The 16654-nt window shown below is 74.2% G+C and carries 15 protein-coding genes; 7 read left to right on the plus strand and 8 right to left on the minus strand.

The features are described from left to right. Positions 1-14: 14 nt before the first annotated feature. Positions 15-695 (plus strand): FadR/GntR family transcriptional regulator, encoded by a 681-nt coding sequence (locus ABWU78_RS08205; RefSeq protein WP_439158078.1) that lies wholly within the window; start codon positions 15-17, stop codon positions 693-695. Positions 696-722: 27 nt separating this feature from the next. On the opposite strand, the gene ABWU78_RS08210 is transcribed toward ABWU78_RS08205, so the two are convergent. From ABWU78_RS08210 to ABWU78_RS08220, 3 genes are read right to left on the minus strand one after another with little or no spacing between them, the layout of a single operon-like run. Next, the gene (locus ABWU78_RS08210) at positions 723-1157 is read right to left on the minus strand and encodes a VOC family protein (protein WP_439158079.1); all 435 of its coding nucleotides are present in this window, start codon (positions 1155-1157) and stop codon (positions 723-725) included. A gap of 9 nt (positions 1158-1166) precedes the next feature. Continuing rightward, positions 1167-2510, minus strand: coding sequence for an MFS transporter (locus ABWU78_RS08215; RefSeq protein ID WP_439158080.1), 1344 nt, complete (start codon positions 2508-2510; stop codon positions 1167-1169). Further along, positions 2507-2866, minus strand: coding sequence for a hypothetical protein (locus tag ABWU78_RS08220; RefSeq protein ID WP_253051513.1), 360 nt, complete (start codon positions 2864-2866; stop codon positions 2507-2509). The genes ABWU78_RS08215 and ABWU78_RS08220 overlap by 4 nt, the downstream gene beginning before the upstream one ends. Positions 2867-2937: 71 nt before the next feature. Between ABWU78_RS08220 and ABWU78_RS08225 the strand changes: the two genes are divergently transcribed. Then, positions 2938-3585, plus strand: a complete 648-nt coding sequence (locus ABWU78_RS08225; RefSeq protein ID WP_439158081.1) for a uridine kinase — start codon at positions 2938-2940, stop codon at positions 3583-3585. Between the two features lie 26 nt (positions 3586-3611). On the opposite strand, the gene ABWU78_RS08230 is transcribed toward ABWU78_RS08225, so the two are convergent. Then, positions 3612-4094 (minus strand): glutathione peroxidase, encoded by a 483-nt coding sequence (locus ABWU78_RS08230; protein WP_253051511.1) that lies wholly within the window; start codon positions 4092-4094, stop codon positions 3612-3614. Positions 4095-4229: 135 nt separating this feature from the next. On the opposite strand from ABWU78_RS08230, the gene ABWU78_RS08235 reads away from it, so the two are divergent. The 3 genes from ABWU78_RS08235 to ABWU78_RS08245 all read left to right on the plus strand — a co-directional run bounded on the left by ABWU78_RS08235 (position 4230) and on the right by ABWU78_RS08245 (position 6490). Then, positions 4230-4796: a DUF6993 domain-containing protein gene (locus ABWU78_RS08235; RefSeq protein ID WP_439158082.1), complete on the plus strand. Its 567-nt coding sequence runs from the start codon at positions 4230-4232 to the stop codon at positions 4794-4796. A 142-nt stretch (positions 4797-4938) separates the two neighbouring features. Continuing rightward, entirely contained in the window at positions 4939-5724 is a 786-nt protein-coding gene (locus ABWU78_RS08240) for a 3-hydroxyacyl-CoA dehydrogenase (protein ID WP_439158083.1), read from the plus strand. Positions 5725-5794: 70 nt separating this feature from the next. Continuing rightward, positions 5795-6490 carry a DNA alkylation repair protein gene (locus ABWU78_RS08245; RefSeq protein ID WP_253051508.1) on the plus strand — a complete coding sequence of 232 codons (696 nt, stop codon included), beginning with the start codon at positions 5795-5797 and terminating at the stop codon, positions 6488-6490. A gap of 24 nt (positions 6491-6514) precedes the next feature. Here ABWU78_RS08245 and ABWU78_RS08250 read toward each other — a convergent pair whose 3' ends face one another. Then, positions 6515-8215 (minus strand): outer membrane protein assembly factor BamB family protein, encoded by a 1701-nt coding sequence (locus tag ABWU78_RS08250; RefSeq protein WP_439158084.1) that lies wholly within the window; start codon positions 8213-8215, stop codon positions 6515-6517. A gap of 367 nt (positions 8216-8582) precedes the next feature. Between ABWU78_RS08250 and ABWU78_RS08255 the strand changes: the two genes are divergently transcribed. Next, positions 8583-9569, plus strand: coding sequence for a sugar phosphate isomerase/epimerase family protein (locus ABWU78_RS08255; RefSeq protein WP_253051505.1), 987 nt, complete (start codon positions 8583-8585; stop codon positions 9567-9569). A gap of 79 nt (positions 9570-9648) precedes the next feature. Here the strand turns inward: ABWU78_RS08255 and ABWU78_RS08260 are convergent, their stop codons facing one another. From ABWU78_RS08260 to ABWU78_RS08270, 3 genes are all read right to left on the minus strand, one after another. Further along, positions 9649-10458 (minus strand): alpha/beta hydrolase, encoded by an 810-nt coding sequence (locus ABWU78_RS08260; protein WP_439158085.1) that lies wholly within the window; start codon positions 10456-10458, stop codon positions 9649-9651. Between the two features lie 76 nt (positions 10459-10534). Further along, the gene (locus ABWU78_RS08265; protein ID WP_439158086.1) at positions 10535-11872 is read right to left on the minus strand and encodes an MFS transporter; all 1338 of its coding nucleotides are present in this window, start codon (positions 11870-11872) and stop codon (positions 10535-10537) included. Positions 11873-11992: 120 nt separating this feature from the next. Further along, positions 11993-12955, minus strand: a complete 963-nt coding sequence (locus ABWU78_RS08270; protein WP_439158087.1) for a PhzF family phenazine biosynthesis protein — start codon at positions 12953-12955, stop codon at positions 11993-11995. Between the two features lie 170 nt (positions 12956-13125). Here ABWU78_RS08270 and ABWU78_RS08275 point away from each other — a divergent pair, with 170 nt between their 5' ends. Beyond that, on the plus strand, positions 13126-16452 hold the full coding sequence (locus ABWU78_RS08275) for a family 16 glycoside hydrolase (protein ID WP_439158088.1): 3327 nt from the start codon (positions 13126-13128) through the stop codon (positions 16450-16452). Positions 16453-16654: the final 202 nt, after the last annotated feature.

Genomic DNA, 16654 nt, shown 5'->3' on the forward strand with positions numbered 1-16654 from the left:
GATAGGATCATGGGATGAATCCCGAGCAGTCTGACACGCGTGCGCCGCTGCGTCGAGTAGGACTCATCGACCAGGCGGCGGCACGGTTCCGCGACGAGGTGATCTCCGGGCGCTGGCCCGTCGGCGAGCGCATCCCGACCGAGGTCGCCCTGGTGGCCGAGTTCGGCATCGGGCGGAACACGGTCCGCGAGGCGCTCCAGTCGCTGGTGCACGCGGGCCTGCTGCGTCGCGAGCAGGGGCGTGGCACCTTCGTCATCTCCCGCTCCGAGCTGACCGGCACCCTCGAGCGTCAGCTCGCCGGAGGCACGCGCCGCCACTACCTCGAGCTGCGCCTCGCCCTGGACAGCACCGCGGCCTCGCTCGCCGCCGCGAGCCGCACGGACGCCGACATCGTGCTGCTGCGCGAGCTGCGCGACCGGCGGGAGGCGGCGTGGTCGACCGACGATCCCGACGCGCGCGCGAGCGCGGACCTCGACCTGCACCGCGCGATCGTGGAGGCGACGCACAACCCCCTGTACGTGACGCTGTACTCGAGCATGCTCGACGTGTTCGCCGTCCACATGCGCGACGAGGAGAACGAGGACGAGGACGCGGCGCACCGGCACCACCACGAGCTGGTCGAGGCGATCACCGACGCCGACGCGGACGCTGCCGCGGAGGCGGTGGCCGCGATCATGGACCCGTTCCTGCGCTGAGCCGCGCCGCGGCAGCCGAGCCCGCCGTCAGTCCAGGCAGAACTCGTTGCCCTCGACGTCCTGCATGACGATGCACGACTCGTTCTCCTCGTCCGCGACCATGACGCGCACGCACGTCGCGCCGAGGGCGACGAGCCGGTCCCGCTCGGCCTCCAGCGTCGCGAGGCGCTCGGCGCCGACGAGCCCGGTCCCGACGCGCACGTCGAGGTGCACCCGGTTCTTGACGACCTTGCCCTCGGGGACGCGCTGGAAGTACAGGCGGGGGCCGACGCCGTCCGGGTCGCTGCACGCGAACCACGCGTCCCGCTGCTCGGGCGGGAGCGCGGCGTTCGCGTCGTCCCACGTGGCGAAGCCGTCCGGGGGCGACGGCGGGACGTAGCCGAGCACCTCGCACCAGAACCGGGCGACGCGCTCCGGCCGCGCGCAGTCGAACGTGACCTGGACCTGCCTGACCGTCGTCATCCCGCCACCCTAGGCACGCGGGCCCTCCTGGTCGGAGGGCATTTCCGGCCCCGGCGCGTCCGCTACCGGCGCGTCGGCCACCGGCGCGTCGGCTACCGGCGCGTCGGCCACCGGCGCGTCGGCCACCGGCGCGTCGGCCGTCGACACGTCCGCCACCGCCGCCACCGCCGTCGCCGCAGTTGGCCGCGCGGGGAACGTGCGCCGCGCGACGAGGACCACGACGAGCGCGCCGGCGACGATCCCCGCCCCGAGGAACGGGACGACGTCGAGCCCGGACCGCGCGAGGACGAGCGCGCCGAGCGCGGCGCCGCCGCCGATGCCGACGTTCGACGACGCGTTGACGAGCGCTCCCGTGAGGTCCGGCGACGCCCCGTGCGCGCGGATCGCCGCCGCCTGGAACACCGGTGCGACGGCGCCGAACCCCGCGCTCCACACGCCGATCGCGACGAGCACCCCGACGGTCCCGGGGAACGCGAGCCCGACCGCGAGCATGCCCGCCACGACCGCGACGAGCGTGACGACCGTCGTCCGGCGCGGCCGGTGGTCGAGGCGCGCGGCGGCGAACGCCGTCCCGACGAGCCCGAGCGCCCCGAGCACGAGGAGCGCCGGGCCGAGCGCCGACTCCTGCAGGCCCGCGCCCAGGAGCAGGAGCGACACGAACGTGTAGACCGTGTACTGGCCCAGGTACGTGAGAGCGTTCGTGGTCGTGGCCACCGCGAGCGCGGAGCGTCGGCTCGCGCTCGACGCGTCCGACGGCGGAGCGCCGCCTCCCGGCACGGGCGGCAGCAGGAACGCGATGAGCACGGTGGCCAGTGCGCACGCGCCCGCCAGGACGCCGAACGCGGGACGCCAGCCGATCGCGGTGCCGAGCGTCGTCGTCAGCGGGACGCCGAGCACGAACCCGACCGCCGCCCCGGTGGTGACGAGCGAGAGCGCGCGCCCCGTGAGGTGCGGCAGCACGAGCCGCGACGCGTACCCGATGCTCACCGAGAAGAACACCGCGTGCGACGCGCCGCCCAGGGCGCGTGCCGCCGCGACGACGGCGAACGTCGGCGCGACGGCGACGAGCACGTTGCTCACCGTGTAGAGCACGAGCGTCGTCAGCAGCAGTCCCTTGCGCGGGAGCCGGGCCGTGCCGAGCGTCAGCGGCACGGCGAGCGCCGCGACCATGACCGCGTACGCCGTGACGAGCAGGCCTGCGACGGACTCGGTGACGTCCAGGTCCGCGCTGAGGAGCGGCAGCAGCCCGACGGGCACGAGCTCGGTCGTGATCGCCACGAACGTCGCGAGGCCCAGGGCGACGATGCCGCCCGCGGCCTCGCGCACCGTGCCGGGCCGGAAGGCCGCGGTCATGCGTCCGTCTCGACCTGCAGGGTCGTGTGGGGGTTCTCCAGGCCCTCGACCATGACGATGGTGCACGCGGTGACCCGGCCCTTCCACCGGGCCGCCACCTCGAGGTCCGCGCGCGGCTCGAGGGGGTAGCGGTTCGCCGTGAAGCTGTTGCCCCCGTTGCCGTGCGGGGACGCGTGGACGTGGTTCATGTACCGGATGCCGGTGTCGAGGTCGACGACGACCGGGTGCGCGAACGCCTCGGACTGGCTGAAGCCCCGGCGCTTGCGCTCGGGGCGGGTGTCGGCGAACTCGGTCACCTCCACCGTGTGCCCGACGGGCAGGGGAGCGGGGTAGTTGAGGGCGACGGTGCGCAGCATGCGTCCACCCTAGGAGCCGGACCTGCCCGCCGTCCCGGAGGCGATGCCGCACGATCTGGCATCCTGACGCGGTGCGCGTCGAACCGGTGACCGAGGACGTGCTCGTGGACCGGGTCGTGGACCGCGTCCTCGGGTTCCGGCGCCGCGACCGGGCGACGGTGCCCGACGACGCGGTGCGGCTCCTCGTCGACGGCCACCCGTCGACGCACCCCGAGGCGCTCGCGGACCGGCTCGTCGCCCCGCTGCGCGCGGCGGGCCGACCCGTCGCGCGGGTCCGTGTGGAGGACTTCTGGCGCCCCGCGTCGCTGCGGCTCGAGCGCGGTCGCGAGGACCCGGACGCGCTGCTCGACGAGTGGATCGACGTGGCGGGCCTCAACCGCGAGGTGCTCGACGCCGTCGGCCCGGGCGGGACGGGTCGCTACCTGCCGAGCCTGCGCGACCCGGCGACGAGCCGGTCCACGCGGGCGGCGCCCGTCGCCGCGGAGCCGGGGCTCGTCGTCGTGCTCGACGGCGCGCTGTCCCTCGGCCGTGGGCTCGCGGTGGACCTCTCCGTGCACCTCGCGCTGCGCGACGCGACCCTCGCGCGCCGCACCGCGCCCGCGGACGCGTGGACTCTCGACGCGTACGCGCGCTACGAGCGGGAGGTCCGGCCTGCGGAGGCGGCCGACGTCGTCGTGCGGGTCGACGACGCACGGCACCCCGCGCTCGTCGTCCGCTGACGCCCGCTACGCGAGGTGGCGTGCGCTCAGCGCGGCAGGTGCGCCTCGACGAGGTCGACGATGGCCGGGTCGTCGGGGAGGGTGCGGGGGCGGAAGCGGTGCACCTCGCCGCCGGGGAGGACCACGAACTTCTCGAAGTTCCACGTGACCCGGCCGGCCTTCCCCTCGGCGTCCGGCGCCTTCTTGAGCTCCTGGTAGAGCGGGTGCGCGTGCCGCCCGTTGACGCGCACGCGGTCGACCACGGGGAACGTCACGCCGTACGTCAGCGAGCAGAACTCCTGGATCGCCTCGTTGGTGCCGAGCTCCTGGAGGAACTGGTTGCTCGGGAACCCGATGACGGTGAACCCGCGGTCGCGGTACTTCTCGTGCATCGCCTCGAGCGTCGCGTACTGCGGCGCGAGGCCGCACCGCGACGCGACGTTCACGACGAGCACGACGTCGTCCGCGTGCTCGCGCAGGGTGCGCGTCGTCCCGTCCATGGCGTCGAACGGGATGTCGTACAGGCTCATGCGGGGCGCTCCTGACGGTCGGGCGGAGACGGGTCGTCTCCCATCCTGCACCCGGCGGCGCCCGAGATGTGAAGATCTCGGGCCGAGGTCGCGCCCGCGGTCGCCGTCCACCACCGGGCCCGTCAGACTCGCGACATGACCACGCCCGACCTGGACGACTCCCGCACGGACGGCACGTCGCGCCTCGGGAGCGCCGTCGTCGGCGTGGTCGTGGGGCTCGTGATCTTCGCGTGCGTGGGCGTCGTGGGGTACTCCGTGTTCGTGGGGGTCACCATGAAGCAGTGGGCCGGGTCGTACGACTCGTCCGAGCCCGAGGCCACCGTGACGGCCGAGGACGCGACCGCCGTCGGGCAGGAGACCGGGCTCGACGCGTCCAACGAGGCGTACCGGCAGCGCACGGGCGCGCCCGAGGACCACGCCGAGGCGGCGATCGCGGTGCCCGCCGTCCAGGCCGCGCTCGACCCGGTCGCCGACGGGTCGGCCGTCGACGGCGACGAGGTCTCGGCCGCGCTCGTCGCGGCGGGCTTCGAGAACGTGCAGGTCGTGGACAGGAACGCGTTCGGCGACGTCGTCCCGGTCGTCGGCGTCGGGGTCGCGGTCCCCGGCGGCTGCGTGTACGGGGCGGTCGCGCCCGACGCCGTGACGCTCGACTCCGGAGGGCCGATCGCCGACGGCGGGTGCCTGGAGATGCCGTCGCACTGACAGCCTCCGCCGGTGCCGACGCGAGATCGGCCCGAGCGTCCGAGATCGACCCTCGGTGGGTCGATCTCGCGACCCGCGGGTCGACCTGGGTACGGTCAGCGGGGCGGGCGACGACGCCCGCGCAGGTGACGGAGGGTGAGACATGCGGATCGAGGGCACGGTCGCCCTGGTGACCGGAGGGGCCTCGGGCCTCGGGCGCGCGACGGCGGAGGGCCTGGTCGCGGCAGGGGCGCGGGTGGTCCTCGCGGACCTCGCGTCGTCCGACGGCGTCGCGGTCGCCGAGGCGCTGGGCGACGCGGCGCGGTTCGTCCCCACGGACGTGACGAGCGAGGACGACGTGGCGCGGGCGCTGGACGCCGCGGACGACCTGGGCGGGGCGCGCGTCGTCGTGAGCTGCGCCGGGATCGTGCTCGCGCAGCGCGTGCTCGGGAAGTCCGGCGTGCACGCCCTGGACGCCTTCCGGCGCGTCGTGGACGTCAACCTCGTCGGGACGTTCAACGTCGTCCGCCTCGCGGCCGAGCGCATGCTCGCCCTCGACCCCCTGGGGCCTGACGGCCCCGGTCCGGACGGGGAGGAGCGCGGCGTCGTCGTGCAGACCGCGTCGGTCGCGGCGTTCGACGGGCAGGTCGGGCAGGCCGCCTACGCGGCCTCCAAGGCGGGCGTCGCGGGCCTCACGCTGCCGCTCGCGCGCGACCTCGCGCAGCACCGGATCCGGGTGATGACCATCGCACCGGGCATCTTCCGCACCCCCATGATGGCGTCGCTCCCCGAGGCGGCGCAGGAGTCGCTCGGCGCGCAGGTGCCGCACCCGAGCCGGCTCGGGCGGCCGGAGGAGTACGCGCACCTGGTGCGCGCGATCGTCGAGAACCCGATGCTCAACGGCGAGGTGGTGCGCCTCGACGGCGCGATCCGCATGGCGCCGCGCTGAGCGCACGGACCGCGCCGCGGCGCGGACCGCACGGACCGCGGGCGACCGCCCGCACGAGAGGAGAAGGACGATGCCGCCGTACACCACGGCGACCGACTTCCGCGCCGACCTGCTCGCGCGCGCGACCGCGGCCCAGCGCCGCGCCTACGCGCGGCACTTCCCGGGCGACGACACGCTCGCCGGGGTGCGCATGGGCGACGTGTTCACGCTCGCGAAGGGCGCGCTCGACCTGCCGGTGGACCAGATCGAGCTGCTCCTCGAGGACCGCGTGCACGAGGTGCGGGCCGGCGGCTGCTCGATCATGGGCAAGGCGGCGACGGCCCGGCGCGTCACCGTCGAGCGGCACGCGGAGCTCGTCGAGCTCTTCCTGCGCCGCCACGACCGGATCGACACGTGGGACCTCGTCGACCTCACCGCCTACCAGGTGCTCGGGTCGTGGCTCCTCGACCGGCCACGGGACGTCCTCGACGACCTCGCCCGCGCGCCGGACTGGCCGCGCCGGCGCTCCGCGATCGTCGCGACGGCCGCCTTCCTGCGGCGCGGCCAGGTCGACGACACGTTCCGGCTCTCCGAGGTCCTCGTCGACGACCCCGAGCCCTACGTGCAGAAGGGCGTCGGGTGGATGCTGCGCCACGCGGGCGACGTCGAGCCCGAGCGGCTGCGGACGTTCCTCGAGGACCACGCCGCGACCATGCCGCGCGACGTGCTGCGGGCCGCGGTGGAGAAGCTGCCGCCCGCGGAGCGCAAGGAGTGGCTCGCGCGCTGACCGGACCCGCGCGGGCCCGCCGGCTCAGCCCAGCCGGGTGACGGTCGCGTCCCCGCGGTCCGCGCGCAGCAGCCGGCCCTGGACCGCGACGTACCACGACCCGGTCGTCGCGTCGCCGCGCCACTCGACGTCACCGTCGCGGAGGTCGAGCGCGACGAGCCGCGCGGTGTCCTCGCCGTCGTCCGACCAGGTCGTCACGACGAGCAGCGCCCGCGCCCCGTCCGTGAACGCCTGCGTGACCATCGACATCGGGGCGGGGGTCGGGGCGCCGTCGGGGTCGGGCGGGGCCAGCACCTCGGCGGTTCGCGTCCAGAGCACGCGTCCGGTCTCCACGTCGACGCCCACGACGACGTTGCCCATCCCCTGGCGGACCACGGCCGTGCCGGCCGCGACGACGTAGGCGGACTCGGCGCCGTTCACCCCGGCGCTCTCCCAGCGTCGTGCGCCCGTCGCGTCGCGGGCGACGAGAGAGGTGACCTCGCGCGTGAGGACGAGGCCGCCCGTGGCGCCGTCCGTGGCGTGGGGGACGAGGACCGTGCCCGGGGGCTCCCAGCGGACCTCGCCCTCGGGCTCCAGCACGACCGGGGGTCCCGTCGACGCGGCGCCGTCGGCGGCGGAGCCCGGTGGCGTCGCGCGGTAGAGCGCGCCGTCGGGAATCCGCGAGAGCACGTCGGCGGTCGCCCGCGGGTCGTCGACCCGCGTCCCGTCGGCCGTGAACCAGGCGTCGACCCCGCATCCCTGCACGACGACGAGCCCCGCCCCCAGGACGAACGTCGCACCGTCGAGGTCGGCGTAGGTGACGCTCTCCGTGTCGGAGTACGGCGCGCACGACCCCTCCTCGGGCACGAACGGGAGCTCGTGCTCCCAGCGGACCTGGCCCGTCCTCGCGTCCTCGAGCGTGACGACGGCGGGGCGGCCGGCCGAGAGGTCGGAGGGCACGCCCGTCGTCGGGTCGACCGTGACGCGCGGCCCGTCCGGCGCCTCGCCCGCGCGGCGGAACCGGGCGACGCTCCCGTCCGGACCGGGCGCGGACCAGCCGCGCGCCGCGTCCAGCGTGCGGGTCTCGGCCTTCCCCCCGGCGTCGATCACGGTGACCTCGGCGCCCTCGGCGGCGGGGACCGGCTCGTCTCCGAGCGGCGTGAGGGCGGTCGTCGCCTCGAGGGGCGACGGCACGTCGTCCGTCACGCACACGAGCTCGTCGTCGGGCACCGGAGCCGTCGCGGAGACCACGAGCTCGCCGCCGCACCGCGAGGTGGGCGGGAGCGGCACCGTCCACCGGACCTCGCCGGTGTCGACGTCGTGGGCCACCGCCTCGTCGTCCCGCACGAGGACGACGAGACCGGGCAGCGTGGCGGGGGACCCCGCCGTCTGCGCCGGCACGGTCCAGAGCTCGGCCGGCGCGGAGGGGAGGGGCTCGACGCCGCCGACCGCACGCCGCACCGTCTCGAGCGACCCGCGCGACGACACGGCGTCCACGACGATCATGCCGCCTACGACGACCACGGCCGCGGCGGCCGCGACGAGGGCTCCCCGTCGACCCCGCCGTCGTGCGGCGCCGGTCGGGCGAGGAGCGTCGGGGCTCGCGCTCCCGGTGTCGCCGTCCGGGGAGCCGGGGTCTGCCGACGCGCCCGGCGGGTCGTCGTCGGGAGCCGCGTCCGCGGGGTGCGGACCCTCCTCGAGCTCGAACGCGACCCGGCCGTGGTCAGGACGTCGACGTCGTGGCATGCGCCGATCCTAGGTGCGCGCTGCGGGCCCCCGGCCCGGGTCGCCATCGATGAACTTTCGACTTTTGATTGACACCCGACAGAAGCCTCGTAGGATGACGACCGGGTGGTAGGTGAGAGGCCGCCCGACACGGTGGGACGCGCTCCTCCGGCACGACGACGTGCGGAGGACTCGCTCGACGACGAGACGAGGAGGACCAGACGCAGGGCGCTGTACGGCCCTGACGAGGACGGACGACGAAGAGGGCCGCCCGAGGACCTGTCGTCGGCGTGGCGACGAGCGCGTGTGCCGCCGTCCGCCGCCGACCTGCACCACCCGCGGTGCGGCTCGCCCGAGCCGCACCGTCCCATCCCTCGAAGGAGAGACGATGAGCAAGTCTCAGATGACGCGCCGCAGCCTGATCAAGGCGCTCGCGACGTCGACCGTGGCCGTGGGCCTCGGTGCCGCCGTCGCGCCGGCGGCCGGCGCCGCCCCCGCCCCGACGGCCGCCGGGCCGCTCGCGGCCGCGGGCAACGGTCGCCTGGTCCCCCCGGGCAAGATCGGCATCCAGCTCTACTCGATCCGTGACAAGGTCTCGAGCCTCGGGTTCCGGACGGTGTTCGAGCAGCTCGCGGACATCGGCTACTCGGAGATCGAGTTCGCCGGCTACACCCAGAACCAGGTCGGGCCGATCACTCCCGAGGAGATCCGCCAGCTCCTCGACGACAACGGGCTGCGCGCCGTCGGCTCCCACGTCGGCATCAACGCGCTGCGCACCGACCTCCCGCGCCAGCTCGAGATCGCCAACATCCTCGGCATGCCGCACGTCGGCACGGCGAACGCCCCGTCCAACGTCAACACGGTCGACGGGTACCGCGCCGCCGCGGACGAGTTCAACGCGTGGGGCGCCCAGGCGGCCGCCGCGGGGCTCAAGCTCTACCAGCACAACCACGCGGGAGAGTTCGCGTTCGCGACGGACCGCCCCGACGTCCGGCTGTACGACGTCTTCTTCGACAACACCGACCCCCGCACGGTGTTCCTCGAGATGGACGTCTACTGGGCGTTCGTCGGGCAGCACCTCTACCCGGGCTTCGAGCCGATCGACTATGTCCGGAACCACGCGCACCGCTACCCGCTCCTGCACCTCAAGGACGGGGCGCGCAACGAGGCGAACCCGAACGGGTTCGACATCATCGAGTTCGACGCGGGCGACCTGCCGTACCGCGAGTTCCTCCGCGCGACGAAGGCGCGCGGCACGCGCTGGGGCATCTGGGAGCAGGACAACGCCCCCACGACCGCCGTCCCGCCGAACCCGGTCGACTCGTTCGGCAACGCCCGGCGCAGCTACACGTCGATCCTCGGCCTGCGCGGCTGAGGCACCCGGCCTCGAGGGCCCCGTCCGCGGTTGCGCGGGCGGGGCCCTCGTGCGTGCGCGGGCCCTCGTGCGTGCGCGGTCAGACGGCGCGGACGAACGTCCGGAGGTCCGCGAGCACCCCGGGCGCGGCGTCGCCGCCGAGGAAACCGTGGCTCGCGCCGGGCACCTCGACGAGCTCGCAGCGGACGCCGTCGCGCGCGCACGACGCGGCGAGCGTCCGCGCCTCGGGGAGCAGCGCGTCCTGGTCGCCGACCGCGAGGAACGTCGGTGGGAGCCGCGACGCGTCGAGGTCGAGCCGCGGCGCGTCCGCGAGGTCGGCGACCCGGGTCCAGGCGCGGAAGGACTCCGCGGACAGCGCGGCGTCGGGCCCGCCCGGCCGGTCCGGGTCGAACGACCCGAGCGTCAGGTCGAGATTCGGGTTGGTGAGCGCGATCCATGCCGGGGCGAGCGGCGTGCTGTGGGCCCGGCGCGCGGCGGCGACCGCGACGGCCCCGCCCGCGGAGTCGCCGAACAGGGCCGGCCTCCCGACCCCCTCCGCGGCGAGGAGCGCGAGCGCGACGAGCGCGTCGTCGGTCGCCTCGGCGAGCGTGCCCTCGGGCGCGAGCCGGTAGTCGACGGAGACGACGGTGGTCGAGAGCGCGGTCGCGAGGCGTCGGCACGAGGCGTCCTGCAGCTCCAGGTCTCCGAACAGCCCGTACCCACCGTGCAGGAACACGACCCCGGCCGCGGGCTCGCGGCGGGGGTCGTGCGCGTCCGGGACGTAGCGTCGCAGCCCGACGCCGTCCCGCGTCTCGTCCTGCACCGTCCCCGCGAACGGCCACCGCGGCCGGGCCAGGGCGCGCTCGCGCGCCTCGCGTCGCAGCGTCGTGACCCTCTGGGTGAGCTCCACGGGTCGATTCTCGGTCATCGTGCGCGAGGTGGTGGCCGGTGCGGGGGCCACGGTTGCTCGCTCGTGCGACCGGGTCCTACCTCGTGGGCTCCTCGGCGGGCACCGCGGCCACGGGGTGGGGTGCCGGGCGGGGGAGCGGGCGTACCTGGCCGGCCACGGCGAGCGACAGGACGGTCGCGGCGCAGATGACCAGGAGCATGTGGCGGGCCCCGACCTGGTCGACGAGCAGGCCGAGCAGCGGCGGCGCGGTGAGCATCGCGACGGTCGAGAACGACGTCGCGACCGCGACGCGCGGCGCGGCGTGGGCCGGGTCGTCGGAGGCCGCCGCGATGGCGACGGGGTTGGCGAGCGCGGCGCCGCAGCCCCACAGGACGATGCCGACCCACGCGAGCGGCAGGCTGGGCGCGAGGCCGAACACGAGCAGCCCGACGAGCGCGGAGACGCCCGACGCGCGCAGCACGGCCACGCGCCCGAACCGGTCGATGAGCCCGGTCCCGGCGAACCGGAACACCGTCATCGCGCCGACGAACGTGCCGTACGCGACGGCGCCGAGCGCCTCGCGCACCGCGAACCCGTCGACGACGGCGATGGAGAGCCAGTTGCCCGCCGACCCTTCGGACAGCGACGACGCGAGCAGCACGAGCCCGATGAGGAGCGTGCGCGGCTCGCGCCACGCGGCGAGCGCGGCGCGCACCCCCGCCCCGCGGCGCGGCGAGGTCGGGTGTGCGGGTGCCGCGCCGTCGTCGGCCGGCTCGGTGGTGCCCGACGGCGCGGCCGCGCGCGCGGGCGCCGTGCGGTCGGGGGCGAGCGCGGTCGCGGGGGCGACGAGCACGGCGCGCGCCACCGTGACGGCGAGCGTCACGACGAGGATCTGCGCGGTGATGCCCACGTGCGCCCACGAGAACGCGGCCGCGACGAGCGCCCCGCACGCGGCGCCGATGGAGAACGCGGCGTGGAAGTGGGGGAGGATCGCCCGTCCGACGTGCTGCTCGACGGAGGCCGCGCAGATGTTGATCGGCACGTTGGTGAGCGCGCCGCACACCCCGTTGAGGAACGCGCCGGTCGCGAAGAGGACGACCCCGCCCGTCCCGGTGCCCAGGGCGACGAGGCCGAACCCGACGACGTTCCCCACCGTCGCGACGACGAGGGTCGTGCGGCTGCCGAACCGCGCGACGACCGCGCCCGCGGACACCACGGACACGAGCGAGCCCAGGCCGCCGACGACGAGCAGCAGGCCGAGCTGGCTCGCGCTGATCCCCAGCGCCTCACGGACCGAGGGCAGGCGGCTCATCCACGACGCGCCGATGACCCCGAACAGCCCGAACTGCACCATGAGCGCCCAGCGGGCGCGCGCGACGACCGCGCGGTCCGTCAGGGCGCGGTCGGACCCGGAAACAGGTGGGGTTCTTGACACTTGCCCCAGTCTACGGAGCCCGGGGACCGTCGAGCCCGGGGATATCGCCGAGATCGAGCGCCGATGCCGGCGATCTCCCCGGGTTCGGCACCCGCACCTCGGCCCGTCGCCGACGGGTGCTCAGAGGCGGACGGTGCCCGCGACGCACGTGACGCTCGCGCCGCCGACCCAGACCGTCCCCGACCCGTCGCGCTCGACGCGCACGCGCCCGGCCCGGCCGAGCGCCGCGCCCTGGGCGGCGAGGTAGCGGTCGGGGAGGCGGCCGGCCCGCGTGAGCCACTGCCCGACGACGGCGTTGAGGCTCCCGGTGACGGGATCCTCCGGGATGCCCATGGCGAGCGCGAACCCGCGGACCTCGACCGCGGCGCCGTCGGGGCCGCCGTCGTCCCCGTACAGGCCGGCGACCCCGACGGAGAGGTCGGGGTGCTCGACGCGCAGCCGCGTCCAGTCGGGCACGAGCCCGGCGACGCGGTCCGCCGAGTCCAGCAGCACGACGCGCCACCCGGGCCCGTTGTCGAGGACGCGGTGGTCGACCACGGCGTCGTCGGGGACGCCGAGCGCGGCGACGATCGCCGCGAGGTCGTCGTCCGGGACCGGCTCGTCGGCGAGCAGGTCGGGGGCGGCGAACGCGAGCCCGCGCGGGAGGTCCCCGTCCGGCTCGTCGTCCGGCCCGGCAGCGACCGACCCGGCGGCCGGCGCCTCGCGCCGGATCGTCACCAGGCCGACGCCGCACTCCTGCACGACGGCGTCGCCCGCCCGGGGCTCGCCGCCCGCCTCGAGCCACGCGTGGCAGGAGCCGAGCGTCGGGTGCCCGGCGAAGGGGAGCTCGCCGCCGGGGGTGAAAATCCGCAGGCGGTAGTCGGCGCCTCCGGCGACCCCCTCGGGGCTGGGCGGGAGGAGGAATGTCGTCTCCGAGAGGTTCGTCCAGCGGGCGAAGGCGGCCATCTGGTCGTCCGTGAGCCCGTCGGCGTCGAGCACGACCGCCACGGGATTGCCGAGGGTCGGGACCTCGGTGAAGACGTCCACCTGCGCGAACGGCCGGGACGCGGTGCTGTCGGCGATGTCGCCGTGGCGTGCGCTCATGCCTCCGAGCGTACGTCCGAGCAGGCCAGGGCACTTTTGTCGACTGCAAGTCGGAAGTTGTAGACACATCGATAGAACGAGGGCTAGCCTGTCCAGCGTTGTCATCGACGGAGCCGGGCAGGGGTTACGCTCCGTGGACTCGAAGTCCGACCGAGTATGAGGGAGCAACGATGCTCGAACGCACCAGCCTGCCGGTGTCCCGCCGGATCAGGTACCGACGCGGCGCGGCCGCCCTGACCCTCGGCGCCGTGGTCGTCGCGGGCTGGGCCGTCCCCGCCGCGGCCGACCTTCCCGAGCAGGAGCCCGGCGTCACGCTGCGGACCTTCCAGCTCGCGCAGAACCCCGGGGCCGTCTGCACCCTGAAGTCGGGCCAGACCCCCAACGTCGACAAGCTCATGCCGACCATCGACTGGTCGACCGCCGAGCAGTTCGGCGCCGAGGACAACTTCATCTCGCAGGTGACCGCGAACCTGACCGTCCCCGCAGACGGCCAGTACCAGTTCAAGGTCACCAACGACGACGGCGCCCTCGTCTACATCGACGGCCAGCTCGTCCTCGAGAACGACGGCCCGAACGACTCGACCTCCGTCGAGGGCAGCGCGACCCTCACGGCGGGCGTGCACGACCTTCGGGTCGACTACTACGAGGGCAGCGACAAGCAGCGCCTCACGCTCGCGTGGAAGACGCCGGGCAGCTCGACGTTCGAGGTCATCCCGACGTCGGCGCTCAGCACCGAGGCGGGCGTCGTGCGCGTGACCGCGCCCGGCTACAAGTACTGCGAGGGTGCGACCGACACGGCCGGCGACGGCCTGCGCCTGGACGCCGTCAACCCGAACTACGACCTCGTCGACCTGCGCCCCGAGGGCTTCGAGCCCAAGGTCTCGGGCCTGGCGTTCACGCCGGACGAGAAGCTCGCCGTCGTGACGACGGGCGAGGTCAGCTCCGGCGGCTGGCGCCCCGACCCGGTGTCCGGCGAGGTCTACCTCCTCGACGGCGTCACCACGGCGGACGGCCCCGAGGACGTCACGGCGACCCTGGTCGCGGACGAGCTGCTCAACCCGATGGGCATCGAGGTCGTCGAGGACTCGATCTTCGTCTCCGAGCGCTACCAGCTCACGCAGCTCACCGACCCCGACGGGGACGGCTTCTACGACCAGCACACGAAGATCGCGGAGTGGCCCGACGGCGGCAACTTCCACGAGTTCGCGTTCGGCCTGATCCACGACGAGGACTACTTCTACGTCAACCTCTCCGTCGCGATCGACAACGGCGGCGCGACGACCAACCCGCAGCCCGGCCAGAACCGCGGCACGTCGATCAAGATCGACCGCGAGACCGGCGAGGTCACGTACGTCGCGGGCGGTCTGCGCACGCCCAACGGCATCGGCTTCGGCCCCGAGGGTGCGATCTTCGGGACGGACAACCAGGGCGCGTGGCTCCCGGCCAACAAGCTCGTCCACATCGAGCAGGACAAGTTCTTCAACCACTACACGAACCCGGCCGGGATGTTCGACTCGAACCCCGTCTCCCCGCCGGCCGTGTGGCTCCCGCAGAACGAGATCGCGAACTCCCCGGGCAACCCGCTCCTCGTCCAGGACGGCGAGTTCGCCGGGCAGATGCTCATCGGCGACGTCACGTACGGCGGCATCCAGCGCGCGTTCCTCGAGAAGGTCGACGGCGAGTTCCAGGGTGCGGTCTTCCGCCACACCGCGGGCCTCGAGGTCGGCGTGAACCGCGTCATCTACGGCCCCGACGGCGCGCTCTACGCGGGCGGCACCGGTGAGGGCGGCAACTGGGGCGAGTCCGGCAAGCTCCGGTTCGGCCTCCAGAAGCTCGTCCCCGTCAACGAGGACTCCTTCGACATGAAGGAGATGCGCGTGGTCGAGGGCGGCTTCGAGATCGAGTACACCGACCCGGTCTCCGACGAGGTCGTCGAGAAGCTCGCCGACGCCTACCAGGTCAAGCAGTGGCGCTACGTGCCGACGCAGCAGTACGGCGGCCCGAAGGTCGACGAGGAGCCGCTCTTCGTCACCGACGCCACGGTGTCCGAGGACCGCACGACCGTCACGCTGAAGATCGACGGCCTCAAGCCCGGCCACGTCGTCTACATCCGGTCGCCGCGTCCGTTCGCGTCCGCCGACGGCGCCGAGCTCCTCAGCACCGAGGCCTGGTACACGCTCAACTCGCTCCCCGGCTACGTCGCCCCGGCCGACCGCGGCTGGTACGAGGCGGAGCTCGCGCAGCCGCTCGGCGGGTCGAGCATCGCGTCCGACCACAGCAACTACTCGGGCTCCGGCTTCGCGGCGGGCATGACGAACGTCGGCTCCGGCCGCACGTTCTCCGTGACCGTCCCCGAGGCGGGCACCTACCCGGTGAACGTGCGCTACGCCAACGGCATCCACCCGTACACCGAGCTGCGTGCCAAGAACGTCTCGCTCCACGTGAACGGCCAGGACCTGGGCCAGTGGAACTTCCCCACGACGGGCAGCTGGAAGGACTGGGGCGTGCAGACGCGTGACCTCGAGCTCCAGGCCGGCGCGAACACCATCACGCTCGCGTACGAGACCGGCGACGAGGGCAACATCAACCTCGACGTGCTGTCGATCGGCGAGAACCCGGACATCTGCACCCCGGGTGAGGTCGAGGACGGCTACACGGCCCTCTTCGACGGCACCCTCGCGAGCCTGCAGGAGGGCTGGCGCATGGCCGGTCCGGGTGGCTTCGGCCGCCAGGACGACTGCTCGATCCGCGGTGCGGGTGGCATGGGCCTGCTCTGGTACACCGCCGCGGAGCTCGGCGAGTCGTACTCGCTCAAGCTCGACTGGAAGCTCACGAAGGACGACAACGGCGGCGTGTTCGTCGGGTTCCCGAACCCGGGCGACGACCCGTGGGTGGCCGTCAACAAGGGCTACGAGATCCAGATCGACGCTACGGACGCCCCCGACCGCACCACCGGCGCGGTCTACACGTTCCAGGGTGCCGACGAGGCGGCCCGGGACGCTGCCCTCAAGCCGGTCGGGCAGTGGAACGCGTACGACATCCGGGTCGAGGGAGACCGCATCCGCATCTACCTCAACGACGTGCTCGTCAACGACTTCACGAGCACCGACCCGGCCCGGCTGGTGAACAGCTTCGTCGGCATCCAGAACCACGGCAACGGCGAGATGGTCAGCTACCGGAACATCCGGTTCAACGACCTGACCGACGAGCCCGTCGAGGAGCTCGCGATCTCGACGACGGTCCAGACCCGCTGCATGGCGGGCAAGGTCTACGTCGCGGTCCGTGCCACGAACGACGACACGGTGCCGGCGGACATCACGCTCACGACGCCGTTCGGGACGAAGACGGTGACCGGCGTCCAGCCGGGTGCCTCCGCGTACCAGTCGTTCGCGACGCGCTCGACCTCGGTCGAGGCGGGCACCGCCCAGGTGTCCGCGACGGGCGGCGACCTGACGTTCCAGGCGGACGTCGCCTACGAGGCCGCGACCTGCGGCTGAGCTGAGACCCCGGGGCGGGCGGCGTGAGCCGTCCGCCCCGGGACGGACCGGGCGGGGGCGGCAGCACGAGCCGTCCCCGCCCGTCCCGTCTCACCCCCTTCTCCACCCCGGTGGTCCCGAGGCGCACCCCTCGCACGGGCGGAGCGTGGTCCGACGGCGCTCCCACCCTCGCGTAGGGTGCTGACCTCACCTCACGGTCCGC

Source organism: Cellulosimicrobium sp. CpK407 (assembly GCF_051844275.1).
Classification (GTDB): domain Bacteria; phylum Actinomycetota; class Actinomycetes; order Actinomycetales; family Cellulomonadaceae; genus Cellulosimicrobium; species Cellulosimicrobium cellulans_G.